Source organism: Leclercia sp. GLN_9, assembly GCF_043105735.1.
In the GTDB taxonomy this organism is placed as follows: domain Bacteria; phylum Pseudomonadota; class Gammaproteobacteria; order Enterobacterales; family Enterobacteriaceae; genus Enterobacter; species Enterobacter adecarboxylatus.
In genome coordinates this window covers 1-12,732 of sequence record NZ_JBICLV010000018.1, presented here as the reverse complement: position 1 = coordinate 12,732, position 12,732 = coordinate 1, and the positions used below count along the sequence as shown (strand labels likewise).

The 12,732-nt window shown below is 61.9% G+C and carries 8 protein-coding genes; 4 read left to right on the top strand and 4 right to left on the bottom strand.

Going from position 1 to position 12,732, the window contains the following annotated elements; translation table 11 throughout:
• Positions 1-103 precede the first annotated feature (103 nt).
• Positions 104-1,339 (bottom strand): enterobactin transporter EntS, encoded by a 1,236-nt coding sequence (entS, locus tag ACF8PE_RS14950; RefSeq protein WP_059308541.1) that lies wholly within the window; start codon positions 1,337-1,339, stop codon positions 104-106.
• 111 nt (positions 1,340-1,450) lie between these two features.
• On the opposite strand from entS, the gene fepD reads away from it, so the two are divergent.
• From fepD to fepC, 3 genes are read left to right on the top strand one after another with little or no spacing between them, the layout of a single operon-like run.
• Positions 1,451-2,455, top strand: a complete 1,005-nt coding sequence (fepD, locus tag ACF8PE_RS14945; RefSeq protein WP_032616982.1) for a Fe(3+)-siderophore ABC transporter permease — start codon at positions 1,451-1,453, stop codon at positions 2,453-2,455.
• Entirely contained in the window at positions 2,455-3,444 is a 990-nt protein-coding gene (gene fepG / locus ACF8PE_RS14940) for an iron-enterobactin ABC transporter permease (RefSeq protein ID WP_392495034.1), read from the top strand. The genes fepD and fepG overlap by 1 nt, the downstream gene beginning before the upstream one ends.
• Entirely contained in the window at positions 3,441-4,241 is an 801-nt protein-coding gene (fepC, locus tag ACF8PE_RS14935; protein ID WP_032616980.1) for an iron-enterobactin ABC transporter ATP-binding protein, read from the top strand. Before fepG ends, fepC begins: the two co-directional genes overlap by 4 nt.
• A 306-nt stretch (positions 4,242-4,547) precedes the next feature.
• On the opposite strand, the gene entF is transcribed toward fepC, so the two are convergent.
• From entF to fes, 3 genes are read right to left on the bottom strand one after another with little or no spacing between them, the layout of a single operon-like run.
• Positions 4,548-8,414, bottom strand: a complete 3,867-nt coding sequence (entF, locus tag ACF8PE_RS14930) for an enterobactin non-ribosomal peptide synthetase EntF (protein WP_392495033.1) — start codon at positions 8,412-8,414, stop codon at positions 4,548-4,550.
• Positions 8,411-8,623, bottom strand: a complete 213-nt coding sequence (locus tag ACF8PE_RS14925) for an MbtH family NRPS accessory protein (RefSeq protein ID WP_032616978.1) — start codon at positions 8,621-8,623, stop codon at positions 8,411-8,413. The genes entF and ACF8PE_RS14925 overlap by 4 nt, the downstream gene beginning before the upstream one ends.
• Before the next feature lie 14 nt (positions 8,624-8,637).
• Positions 8,638-9,840 (bottom strand): enterochelin esterase, encoded by a 1,203-nt coding sequence (gene fes, locus ACF8PE_RS14920; RefSeq protein ID WP_155166423.1) that lies wholly within the window; start codon positions 9,838-9,840, stop codon positions 8,638-8,640.
• 254 nt (positions 9,841-10,094) lie between these two features.
• On the opposite strand from fes, the gene ACF8PE_RS14915 reads away from it, so the two are divergent.
• Positions 10,095-12,335, top strand: coding sequence for a TonB-dependent siderophore receptor (locus ACF8PE_RS14915; RefSeq protein WP_392495032.1), 2,241 nt, complete (start codon positions 10,095-10,097; stop codon positions 12,333-12,335).
• Positions 12,336-12,732 lie beyond the last annotated feature (397 nt).

Below are 12,732 nucleotides of genomic sequence, written 5' to 3'. Positions count from 1 at the left end.
TTTATAATATTGTGATTATTTCATTGCTGTAAGGTCAATAAAATGACTGGGGATCCCTCAGCCTACAGGGAGAGGAAGAAAACCACCGCCCGGCACATTCCCGCTACACCGTAGCTGGCGTCTGCCGGAACCGGCGCAACTCGGCTAACACCACCAACAACATCGCCCCGACGATGGCCAGCACAAATCCGCTGCTGCTGGCCGACGCCACCGGGGTCATGATCACCCCCAGCCCGCCCAGAATGGCGGCACCAATCGCATCCCCCGTCACGTTCTGCGCCGTCCACAGGCCGTTGATGCGCCCGAGCATCGCTTCCGGGGTCTGGGTCTGGATCAGGGTGTATTGCAGCAGCGAGCTGACCGCACTCAGCCAGCCGAACAGGGCCAGACAGATCACCCCCAGCGCCCAGACCGGCATCAGGCTGAAGAAGCCAATCGCAATAAACGAGGCCAGGGTCGCCAGTAGCATAATCAACCCTGGACGGGCACTCTGCGCCAGATTGCCGCTAGTCAGGGCACCAAAGGCCGCCCCCAGAGGGATGGCGGCATACAGCAGACCAATCTGCGACACGCTCATCTGCCATTCCATCGCCAGCGCCGGGTAAAGCACCCGCACCGCGCTCGCCATCGTCAGTAACCCGCCCAGCAGGGCGATACCGCCAATCAGCGGATTGCTGAACAGAAAACGGATCGCCGCCAGCAAGGATTTAAGCGGATGTTCACGCGGCTGTGGCGGTGGCGGCAGTAAAGGCAGACGCAGCAGAGTTAAGGTGGTGATAAACGTGCCCGCCGCCGCCAGGCCGTAGTTCCAGGCCACGTTGCCGGTGCCGAGCAATAACCCTCCCACCATCGGCGAGATCACCGATCCCAGACGCACGGTCAGCATGGTGATGGCTCCGGCCTGCATCAGGTTTTCGCGCCCCACCAGCGCTGGCGTCGCCGCCAGTAGCGCCGTCACGCCGAGCGAGGCGAAAAAGCCGTCCCACAGGCCGAGAAGGTAAATGGCGATTAACGACGGCTCCGGCAGCATCGCGTTCAGACACAGACCGACAAACCCCACGCCGCACGTGCCGCGCGCCAGCAGAATCAGCTTTTTACGCTCGTAGCGATCCGCCAGCACCCCGCCCACCATCAGGCCAATAAACATCGCCCCGCCGGTCAGGGTGACGGATAGCCCCACCAGCCAGCTGGAGTGGGTCATCGCCTGGATTTGGACCGGAACGGCCACGCCGAGCAGGCCAAGGGATAAAATGGAGATAAAACGGGCAATAAAAACAGCACGAAACGCCGGATGAGTCTTCAGCAGGCTCAGATTGAGCAGCCAGGATTGTCGGGTCATTACAAAGCCTTAATGGTTTCTTTTGTACCAATTCCATGGCCGCACATGCTAACATAGCTAAATAAGATAGATAACGATAATTACTATCATTATCAAGTCATGGACGTTGCTATGTCGTACTCCTCTTCCGCGCCACGTGCCCTTGCCGTGCCCGGTTTACTGCTATTGCTCACATTTGCGATCGCCCTCAGCCTGTCGGTGGGTGCGAAACCGCTGCCGTTTTCCGTGGTGGTGGATGCCCTCACCGCCACCTGTCAAAGCGCCGACTGCACCATCGTGCGGGATGCGCGTCTGCCGCGTACCCTCGCCGGTCTGCTGGCCGGAGCCGCCCTCGGTCTCGCCGGGGCGCTGATGCAAACCCTGACCCGCAACCCGCTGGCCGACCCGGGCATTCTCGGCGTTAACGCCGGTGCCAGCTTCGCCATCGTGCTGGGCGCAGCGCTGTTTGGTTTCTCCACCCCTGGTGAACAGCTGGTGATGGCGCTGTGCGGCGCCTTTGCCGCTTCGCTGCTGGTTGCCTTTACCGGCAGCCAGGGCGGAGGCCAGCTCAGCCCGGTACGCCTGACGCTGGCGGGTGTGGCGCTCGGCGCGGTGCTGGACGGCCTCTCCAACGGTATCGCCCTGCTCAACCCGGACGTTTACGATCAACTGCGCTTCTGGCAGGCGGGGTCGCTGGATATCCGCACCCTGCAAACCTTACAGGTGGTGAGCGTGCCGGTGCTGATCGCCGCCACCGTGGCGCTGCTGTTAAGCCGGGCGCTCAACAGCCTGAGCCTTGGCAGCGACACCGCCACCGCCCTCGGCAGCCGCGTGGCGCGTACCCAACTGACCGGGTTACTGACCATCACCGTCCTGTGCGGCAGCGCCACGGCGGTGGTCGGCCCCATTGCCTTTATCGGCCTGATGATGCCGCACATGGCGCGCTGGCTGGTGGGGGCCGATCACCGCTGGTCTTTGCCGGTGACGCTGCTTGCCACCCCTGCCCTGCTGCTGTTTGCCGACATTATCGGGCGTCTGCTGGTGCCGGGCGAACTGCGCGTCTCGGTGGTCAGCGCCTTTATCGGCGCGCCAGTGCTGATTTTCCTGGTACGCCGTAAGCGCGGAGGTGCCCTGTGATGACCCCTTCCCGTCGGTTAGTGCTCAGTTGCCTGCTGCTGATGCTGGTTAGCCTCGCCGTGGCCGTGATTAGCCTGCGCAGTGGCGCGGTGACGCTTGATTTCACTCAGGTCTTTAATGCCCTTACCGGCAGTGCGCCGCGCAATATCACTATGGTGGTGACCGAATGGCGACTGCCGCGGGTGATGATGGCGTTGCTGGTGGGCGCGGCGCTGGGGATCAGTGGCGCGATTTTCCAGTCGCTGATGCGTAACCCCCTCGGCAGCCCGGATGTGATGGGCTTTAACACCGGGGCCTGGAGCGGTGTGCTGGTGGCGATGGTGCTGTTTGGTCAGCACCTGACGGCCATTACTCTGGCGGCGATGGCGGGCGGCATTCTCACCTCCCTGATCGTCTGGGGGCTGGCGTGGCGCGATGGCATCGAGACCTTCCGCCTGATCATCATTGGCATCGGTATGCGCGCCATGCTGATGGCCTTTAACACCTGGCTGCTGTTGCAGGCGTCGCTGGAGACCTCGCTCTCTGCCGGGCTGTGGTTCGCCGGGTCGCTCAACGGCCTGACGTGGGCCAAAACCCTGCCCGCAGCCCCGCTGATCCTGCTGATGTTTATCTGCGCCTTACTGCTGGTCAAACGGATGCGCCTGCTGGAGATGGGGGACGACAGCGCCTGCGCGCTGGGCGTGAGCGTCGAGCGCTCGCGTCTGATGCTGATGCTGGTGGCGGTGGTGTTAACCGCCGCCGCGACGGCGATTGCCGGACCGATATCCTTTATTGCGCTGGTGGCCCCGCACATCGCGCGGCGTCTGAGCGGCACTGCCCGCTGGGGGTTAACCCAGTCGGCGCTGTGCGGATCGCTGCTGTTGCTGGCCGCCGATCTCTGCGCCCAGCAGCTGTTTATGCCGTATCAACTTCCGGTGGGGGTGGTAACCGTCAGTCTTGGCGGGATCTACCTCATCGTCTTGCTTGTTCAGGAGTCCCGCAAGAAATGACAGAGACTGCAACCCGCTTGCGCGGCGAAAATCTGACCCTCGGCTACGGCAAAAAAACCGTGGCCAAGGATCTGCAGGTGGCGATCCCCGACGGCCACTTTACCGCCATTATCGGCCCCAACGGCTGTGGAAAATCGACGCTGCTGCGTACCCTGAGCCGCCTGATGACCCCGTTACACGGCAACGTATTTCTTGATGGCGAGCAGATCCAGCGCTTCGCCAGCAAAGAGGTGGCGCGCCGGGTCGGACTGCTGGCGCAAAACGCCACGACGCCGGGGGATATTACGGTGCAGGAGCTGGTCGCGCGCGGGCGCTATCCGCACCAGCCGCTCTTCACCCGCTGGCGTAAAGAGGACGAAGCGGCGGTGGCCAAAGCGATGCAGGCCACGGGTATTACCGACCTGGCGGCGCAGAGCGTGGACACCCTCTCCGGCGGGCAACGCCAGCGGGCGTGGATTGCAATGGTGCTGGCCCAGGAGACGTCAATTATGCTGCTGGACGAACCGACCACCTGGCTGGATATCAGCCATCAGATTGACCTGCTGGAGCTGTTGAGCGACCTGAACCGCACCCAGGGCTTTACCCTGGCGGCGGTGCTGCATGACCTCAATCAGGCCTGCCGCTATGCCACCCATTTGATTGCCCTGCGCGAGGGAAAAATTGTGGCGGAGGGTGCGCCGAAGGAGATCGTCACCCCGGCGTTGATCGAGCGGATCTACGGGATGCGCTGCATGATTATCGACGATCCGGTGGCGGGCACACCGCTGGTGGTGCCGTTGGGGAAACGTGCGGTCTGATCCCCTCACCCCGGCCCTCTCCCCAAAGGGGCGAGGGTGAAAACATGGCTCCGTGCCCTCTTCACCAAAGGGCGAAGGTGAAAAGACGGCCCCGTACCCTCTTCCCCAAAGGGCGAAGGTGAAAAGACGGCCCCGTACCCTCTTCCCCAAAGGGCGAGGGTGAAAAGACGGCCCCGTGCCCTCTTCCCCAAGGGGCGAGGGCGAAAAACCGGCCCCGCACCCTCTTCCCCAAAGTGCAAGGCCGAAAAACCGGCTCCGTACTGTTCCCTCTCCCCTATGGGGAGAGGGTTAGGGTGAGGGGATAAGCTACCCCAATATCCCTTTCAACATCGGCCCTATCTGTTCAAACGCCTCTGGAGAGATGATATCGACATGGGCGCAATCCTGGCGATAAACCTCCAGTTCTCCCACCCAGGGCGCCCAGGCCTGGTGCGGATCCATCGTTCGTGTTCGTTCGGCAACAAACAGCGTCGCTTTGCCGTCAAAGGCAGAACTGTGGGCCGTGGTCAGCAGACGTACCGCATCGGCGTAGTTGCCCTCTATCGCGCTGAACAACTCCCCGGAAGCCTGCCCCTGCTGGGCGGCGAGAAACGCCTGACGCTCGCGCTCGATCTCCGCTAATACTTCAGGATCGAGGCCATTCGCCTCTTTTTCGCGCCAGTTTTGCGTCTCCGGCGGCCAGGTATCCAGCAGTCCCAGGAACGCGACATCTTCCCCCTGCGCGCGCAGCCGGGCGGCAATACCCTGCGCCAGCGTGCCGCCGAGGGAATAACCGAACAGATAATAAGGCCCGTGCGGCTGTTGGGCGCGCAGCGTCGCCAGATGATGCTCGATCACCTCATCCAGCGTGGCGCACTGCTCCATCGGCCCTGGTCGCGGAGACTGAATGCCAGCGATCGACCAGCGTGGATTGAGGTAGCGCGCCAGCACGCTGAACTGCCAGGCAAAGCCGGAGGCCGGATGGAAGCAGAACAGCGTCGGGCCGTGGCTTTCACGCAGGGGCAAGAGCGTCTCGTAACCCAGACGCTGCGCCTGCTCATCGCTCATGTCACCGGTCAGCAACGCGCTCAGCTTGCCCACCGTCGAAGCCACCATGACCTGACCGGGCGTGACCTGGCGGGCAAAGTGGCGACTCAGGCTGGCAGCGAGACGCATCGCCAGCAGCGAGTGCCCGCCAAGGGCGAAGAAATCGGCCTCGATGTCGTTGATCTCGCAGCCCAGCAGGGCAGAAAATGCCGCCGCAATCGCCTGTTCCGCGTCGCTTTCCAGTGTGCGCCCCGGGGTTTTCACCGTCAGTTCAGGCAGCGGCAGCGCCTTGCGATCCAGCTTGCCGTTGGCGCTGAGCGGCAGCGCGCTTAACTGCAATAACACCACCGGCACCATATGCGGTGGCAGCTGCGTTTTCAGGATGGTCAGCAGCGCATCGCGGTCCAGCGGCAGGCCGGACTCCGATACCACATAGCCCACCAGCTGACGGGCATCGCCGCCGGTGTCTGCGGCCTGGTTGATAACGCAGGCATGGGTCACCGCCTGGGCCACATCGGGCAGGGTCAGCATCGCCCGGTCGATTTCCCCCAGTTCAATGCGCTGACCGCGAATTTTCAGTTGATCGTCGCTGCGGCCTAAATACTCCACCGCGCCGTTATCCAGCCAACGGGCCACGTCGCCGGTGCGATACATGCGCTCACCCGGCACGAACGGGTCAGCGATGAATCGGCTGGCAGTCAGATCCGGGCGGCCCAGGTAGCCCTGCGCCAGCTGAATGCCGGTGAGATAGAGATCCCCCGCCACGCCGAACGGCACCGGGCGCATCATGGCATCCAGAATGCGCAGGCCAGTATTCCACACCGGGAAGCCAATCGGCACGCTGTTTCCTGTAACCAATGCCAGTTCCGGGCCAAAGGCCGGATACCAGCTGACATCCACTGCCGCCTCGGTGGGGCCGTACAGGTTATGCAGCGGCACATGAGTAAGGTGTTGCCACTCGCGGCACAGCAACGTCGGCAGGGCTTCACCGCTGCAGAACACCTGTTTCAGGCTGGCGCAGCAGGCGGCGTTTTCCGGGGTCAGCGAGGCGACAAAAGCCGCCAGCATTGACGGCACAAAGTGGGTGGTGGTGACGCCATATTTCGCGAAGAACGCCTGCATCGCCAGCGGATCGCGGTGCGCCTCCGGCTCGGCCATCACCAGCTTCGCCCCGGCGATAAAGGGCCACCAGAGCTCCCATACCGAGACGTCAAAACTGCACGGCGTTTTTTGCGCTACCACGTCGTCGGCGGTGAGCGGATAGTGGTTTTGCATCCACAGCAGGCGGTTGACGATGGCGGTCTGGCCGACCATCACCCCTTTTGGCCGTCCTGTCGAGCCAGAGGTAAAGATGATATAGGCGGTCTGTTCCGGGGCACTGAGGTTGAGCGGTTCGCTGCCCTCAGCACTAAATAGTGTGTTGTAACTAAACACGTCCACCGACAGATGGCTGAAGCGCGGGCGCTGGTCGTCCGTGGTAATCAACAGGGATGGTCTGGCGTCCTCCAGCATCATCTGCAGGCGATCGTCGGGATAGCCGGTGTCCAGCGGCAGCCACGCGGCACCCGCTTCGACGATGGCGTGCAGCGCCAGCGTCAGGAACACTGAACGCGGTAACGCCACCGCCACGCTGTCGCCGGGCTTCACGCCCCGGGCGCGCAGCTGGTTCGCCAGAGCCACCACCTGCTCACGCATCTCGCGGTAGGTCAGATGGTGTTGCGCATCGGCCAGCGCTGGCGCGTGCGGGGTTTTCGCCGCCTGCTCCGCCACCAGTGCGCTCAGGGTGGTGAGCGGCAGCGTCACCTCAGTCTGGTTAATCTTCTCCAGCTGCTGATATTCGGCATCAGACACCGTTTCTGCCTCGCCGCAGCGCAGGTCAATATTGGCGGCAAACTGCGCTAATAGCCCATGCAGGCGCTCGACGTGGCGCACCAGGGTGGCTTCATCATAACGCTGCTTGTTAGCAAGGATCTCAATGCTCAGGCCGCCCTGCTCGTCCGGGAACAGCGCCATCTCCAGGTCGTTGACCGGGCCGGTGGCGAGGGTATGAGTGACCGCCTGAACGCCAGCAAGATCCAACTGGTAGTCGAAGACTTTAACGTTGAACACCGGGCCAAACAGCGCTTCGTCGCTGGCGGCGCGCCCGCTGTCGCGCACGATCTGCTCGGCATCGTAACGCTGATGGCGGCGCATCTTTTTCATCTGCCCGGCCAGGCGCTGGGCCAGCTCCGGCAGCGTCTCCTGCGCCCTGATGTTCACCGCCAGCGGCAACACGTTCAGCACCGGGCCAGTGGCCGTCAGGGCCGCAGACCCCATCCGGCGCATAAAGATAAAGCCAGCGGCATAGTCCATGCGCCCGGTCAGGCGGGCGAGCCACAGGGCCACCAGCGCCAGGGCGAGGTCGGTGCGCTGGCTCTGGCTGGCAGTGGCCAGTTGGCTGAAGGCGTGACGATCGGCGGTCAGCTTCAGGCGCAAAATATCGGTCGTGGCAGCACGCCCGGGCAATGGCGCGCTGGAGAGCGACACCGGCGGCGGAAGCTGCTTGCGCTGTTCGGCCCAGAAAGCACCGTCGCGGGTATGCGCCTCGCTGTCGCGGTAGCGTTGATACTCCTCCACTACCTCCGCGAAGGGGGTAAAAGGCGACTCCGGCGTGGCTTCGCCATTAGACCAGGCGCGATAAATGGCGACGATCTGGCGGGTAATGGCCGGGAAGCTGAAGCCATCCACCACTAAATGGTGATAACGCTGATACCAGTACCAGCGGTTGTCTGCCACCTGAATCAGCAGATGAAAGGCCAGCGGTTGCCCGTTGTCCACGCGCAGGTTCTGGTTAAGATCGGCCTGCATCTGCGCCAGCGCCGCGGCATGGGGGTCGGGGTTCGCGCGCAGATCAATGATCTGCGGCTCCGGCAGGATAATGCTCTCGTCCACCCACTGCGCGATCTCGCCGTTGTCTTCGGTAAACCGCATGCGCAGGGTATCAGCCTGCATCATGCCCGCCGCTACTGCTTTCGCCAGCAGTGGGGCGTCAACCGGGCCGGTCAGTTCGACGTAGTGGGCCACGCTCCAGGCATTGGGCAGGTCGGAAAGCTGTTCCGCCATCCAGATACCCGGTTGGGCGGCAACAAGAGGATAGGCAGCGCTCATGGGTTCACCTGTGCAAAATGGGCCGGGATCAGCGTTTGCCAGTGGGCAGCAAGCCACTGCTGACAAGCTTCCTGCGACTGCGGCTCGCACACCACGCGCCAGCCTTCCGGCAAGGCGCACTGCTGCGGCCACAGGCTGTACTGCTGTTGCGCGTTTTGCACCAGGGTGAACAGACCCTGTGGATCGTCGAAGGGGTTACTGAATTCCATACCAGACTCCGTGATTAAATAATCGGCTGCCAGAGAGTCATCAGCCCCTGCGTCAGCCCTCCCCGCCAGCAAAGTGCATCATGTCCACCCTCAACCGGCCGCCAGATAACCGGCTGCCGGGTGTGCTGTAGTTCGGCGTACAGCGCCTGACAGGCGCGGTAAATCAGGGGTTCCCGTCGCCCCGCTTCAAGGACGATGCGCAGCCCCTGTGCCGACAGTTGGTGGTTTTTAAGCTGCTCAAGGATCAGGCCGTCCTGCTTGCCGCCGCGGTGGGGCCACCAGAAGGAGCCGGACTGGCTGAGCACGCAGCCAAAACGCGCCGGCCAGTGCAGCCCGGCATACAACGCGGAAAGCCCGCCGAAGCTCTGCCCGGCGACCACGGTACGATCGGCGCGGTCGCTGAACGGGGCCAGCTTATGCACCTCGGGGAGTAATTCCTGCTGTACCGCCAGCCAGAAATCGGGGTTACAGGGCAGCTCGTGGCTGCGGTGGACGGTATCTATCACATCGATCAGCACATAAACGGCAGGGGGCAATTGGCCTTGTTCAGTCAGTGCCGTCAGCGCGGGCCATACCGGCATGCTTTCGGCCCAGAACTGGCCGTCAAGCAGCACCGCCAGCGGGCGCTCATGAGGGGTGTCCTCACCGGTGGTGAAGATCCAGACCCGGCGGGTATTACCGAGGCGGGTACTTTGCCAGGCAATACAGTGCGGAGGACGATAAGCGGTGTCGAGCCGATCCCAGCCGGGCTGAACCGGTGCCTCGGGCATCTCAAGCGCTGATACCGGATGGCCGCGCCCGCCGCGCCAGTGCTGGCGGTTAAGCGGATCGGCGACGGCATGTGGCAGCAGCTTGCGCCAGCCTTCGCGCAACGCCATGCGGTCCGGCGGATCGGTGGCAAATACCGTCTCGGCAAAGTCGTCTTCATGGGTTGAGGGGATAAAACAGTAACTGCCGCGCCAGGTCGGGCTGAACTCGCCCTGCCACTGCCAGACATCGGTTCCGGCAATGCGCACCAGCGTCTGCGGGCGGGCATTGTGGTGGTGATCGGTCACGCCGGTGATGTAGATCCACACCCGCTTCAGCGGCGAGGTCTGCTCTGTTCCAGCCGGATCGCGCCACCAGAACGTCACCCGGTAATGGTCGTCTTCCCGTACCCACTCCGGCCCCTGCTTCGACAGCCACCAGCCATCGCTCCCCGTTTCCAGCGTCGTCACCGATATAACCCCATGACCTGTTCGGTTTTTTTGATAAAAGATAAACAATATCAATAATATTATTGATAACTATTTTCATTTGCAATAGCGTATGGGCGCGCTGTGGGAAGCGCGCACATTAAATAACCATGCCATGCGCTGCGTACTGACTCAGGACAGAGAGGTTTTCGCAGACTGCGGGCGATATCCTTCCGCCGCCTCACCCATTCGGGAAGGAGCCTTGAGGCATGCGGCATTGAAAAGCAGGACAGACAATGAATTACAAGCTTCACTCACTGGCCTTACTGGTCAATCTGGGGATTTACGGTGCGGCACTGCCTGCGATGGCAGCCGATACCGCGGCTAACGAAGATACCATGGTGATCACCGCCGCCGAGCAGAACCTGCAGGCACCGGGCGTTTCAACCATCACCGCGGATGAGATCCGTAAAAACCCCGCCGCGCGCGATGTGTCAGAGATCATCCGCACCATGCCGGGCGTCAACCTCACCGGTAACTCCACCAGCGGCCAGCGCGGCAACAATCGCCAGATTGATATCCGCGGTATGGGTCCTGAAAATACCCTGATCCTGATTGACGGCAAGCCGGTGACCAGCCGCAACTCTATCCGTCTGGGCTGGCGCGGCGAGCGTGATACCCGCGGCGATACCGGCTGGGTGCCGCCAGAGATGATCGAGCGCATCGAGGTGATCCGTGGCCCGGCGGCTGCACGTTACGGTAACGGCGCAGCGGGCGGCGTGGTGAATATCATCACCAAAAAGGTCAGCAACGAGTGGCATGGCTCCTGGAATACCTATCTGAACACCCCAGAGCACAATGAAGAAGGCTCCACCAAACGCACCAACTTTAGCCTGAATGGCCCGCTCGGCGGGGATTTCAGCTTCCGCCTGTACGGCAACCTGGATAAAACCCAGGCCGATGCATGGGATATCAACCAGGGCCATCAGTCTGAACGTACCGGTGCCTATGCCGATACGCTGCCTGCCGGACGCGAAGGGGTCGAAAACAAAGACATCAACGGCGTGCTGCGCTGGGACTTTGCCCCGATGCAGGCCCTGCAGTTTGAGGCCGGTTACAGCCGTCAGAACAACCTTTACGCGGGCGATACGCAGAACACCAATAACGACAACAGCAGCAACGGGCTGGTGAAGAAGAACTACGGCAAAGAGACCAACCGTCTCTATCGCCAGAACTTCGCGCTCACCTGGACCGGCGGCTGGGATAATGGCATCACCACCAACAACTGGGCGCAGTACGAACACACCCGCAACTCGCGTCTGGGCGAAGGGCTGGCAGGCGGTCTGGAAGGGCTGTTTAACAGCAATAAGTTCACCGATACCGACCTGTCCGACGTGATGCTGCACAGCGAAATCAACCTGCCGATCGACTTTATCGTCAACCAGAACCTGACCCTGGGCACCGAGTGGGATCAGCAGCGGATGAAGGATATGTCCTCCAACGGCCAGACCTTGCAGGGCGGCGCCATTCCGGGGATGAGCAACAACCGCAGCCCGTACTCAGATGCCGAAATCTTCTCCCTGTTCGCGGAGAACAACATGGAGCTGACCGACAGCACCATGCTGACCCCGGCGCTGCGCTTCGATCATCACTCCATCGTGGGCAACAACTGGAGTCCGTCCCTGAACCTGTCGCAAGGTCTGGGGGATGATTTCACCCTGAAAATGGGGATCGCCCGGGCCTATAAAGCCCCGAGCCTGTATCAGACCAACCCGAACTACCTGCTCTACAGCAAAGGCCAGGGTTGCTATGCAAGTTCGGACGGCGTCGGCTGTTATATGCTGGGTAACGAGGATCTGAAAGCCGAAACCAGCATCAACAAAGAGATCGGCCTGGAGTGGAAACGCGACGGCTGGCTGGCGGGCGTGACCTGGTTCCGTAACGACTATCGCGACAAGATTGAAGCGGGCTACGCCCCGGTGGGTCATACCTCTTCCGGTAAAGTGCAGACCGATATCTATCAGTGGGAAAACGTGCCGAAAGCGGTGGTGGAAGGGCTGGAGGGCACGCTGAACGTGCCGGTGAGCGACACCATCAACTGGACGAACAACGTAACTTACATGCTGCAAAGCAAGAACAAGGAGACCGGCGACCGCCTGTCGATCATCCCGGAGTACACGCTGAACTCAACCCTGAGCTGGCAGGTACAGCAGGATGTGTCGCTGCAGTCGACCTTTACCTGGTACGGCAAGCAGCAGCCGAAGAAGTACAACTACAAAGGTCAGCCGGTGAGTGGTTCTGAGAAGGACGAAGTTAGCCCTTACAGCATCGTCGGCCTGAGCGCGACCTGGGACGTGACCAAATACGTCAGCCTGACCGGTGGCGTGGATAACGTCTTCGATAAACGTCAGTGGCGTGCGGGTAATGCCCAGACTACCGGGAATACCACTACCGGGGCGTATATGTATGGCGCGGGCGCGTATACCTATAACGAACCGGGACGGACCTGGTATATGAGCGTGAATACGCAGTTCTGATGCTTTACGCCCTGTCCGTCAAGGTTTGAAGGATCCTCGCAAAAAACAGTGGCACGGTTGGCCCCCTCTCCTGATATTGGCTCGGTCGGCCCCCTCTCCTCTCTGGGGAGAGGGTTGGGGTGAGGGGGAACATGCGACCTCCCTGTGGGCTGAAGGATCCTCACACAAAAATTGGCACGGTCGGCTCCCTCTCCTGATACTGGCGCAGTCGGCCCCTCTCCTGATACTGGCACAGTCGGCACCCTCTCCTGATACTGGCACAGTCGGCTCCTTCTCCTGATACTGGCACAGACGGCTCCCTCTCCTGATTCTGGCACAGTCGGCTCCCTCTCCTGATTCTGGCACAGTCGGCTCCCTCTCCCCTATGGGGAGAGGGCTGGGGTGAGGGGTACATGCG

Excerpts from the sequence above, each read along its gene's own strand:
- entS (WP_059308541.1), bottom strand. The coding sequence starts at position 1,339 with ATGACCCGACAATCCTGGCTGCTCAATCTGAGCCTGCTGAAGACTCAT.
- fepD (WP_032616982.1), top strand. The coding sequence starts at position 1,451 with ATGTCGTACTCCTCTTCCGCGCCACGTGCCCTTGCCGTGCCCGGTTTA.
- fepG (WP_392495034.1), top strand. The coding sequence starts at position 2,455 with ATGACCCCTTCCCGTCGGTTAGTGCTCAGTTGCCTGCTGCTGATGCTG.
- fepC (WP_032616980.1), top strand. The coding sequence starts at position 3,441 with ATGACAGAGACTGCAACCCGCTTGCGCGGCGAAAATCTGACCCTCGGC.
- entF (WP_392495033.1), bottom strand. The coding sequence starts at position 8,414 with ATGAGCGCTGCCTATCCTCTTGTTGCCGCCCAACCGGGTATCTGGATG.
- ACF8PE_RS14925 (WP_032616978.1), bottom strand. The coding sequence starts at position 8,623 with ATGGAATTCAGTAACCCCTTCGACGATCCACAGGGTCTGTTCACCCTG.
- ACF8PE_RS14915 (WP_392495032.1), top strand. The coding sequence starts at position 10,095 with ATGAATTACAAGCTTCACTCACTGGCCTTACTGGTCAATCTGGGGATT.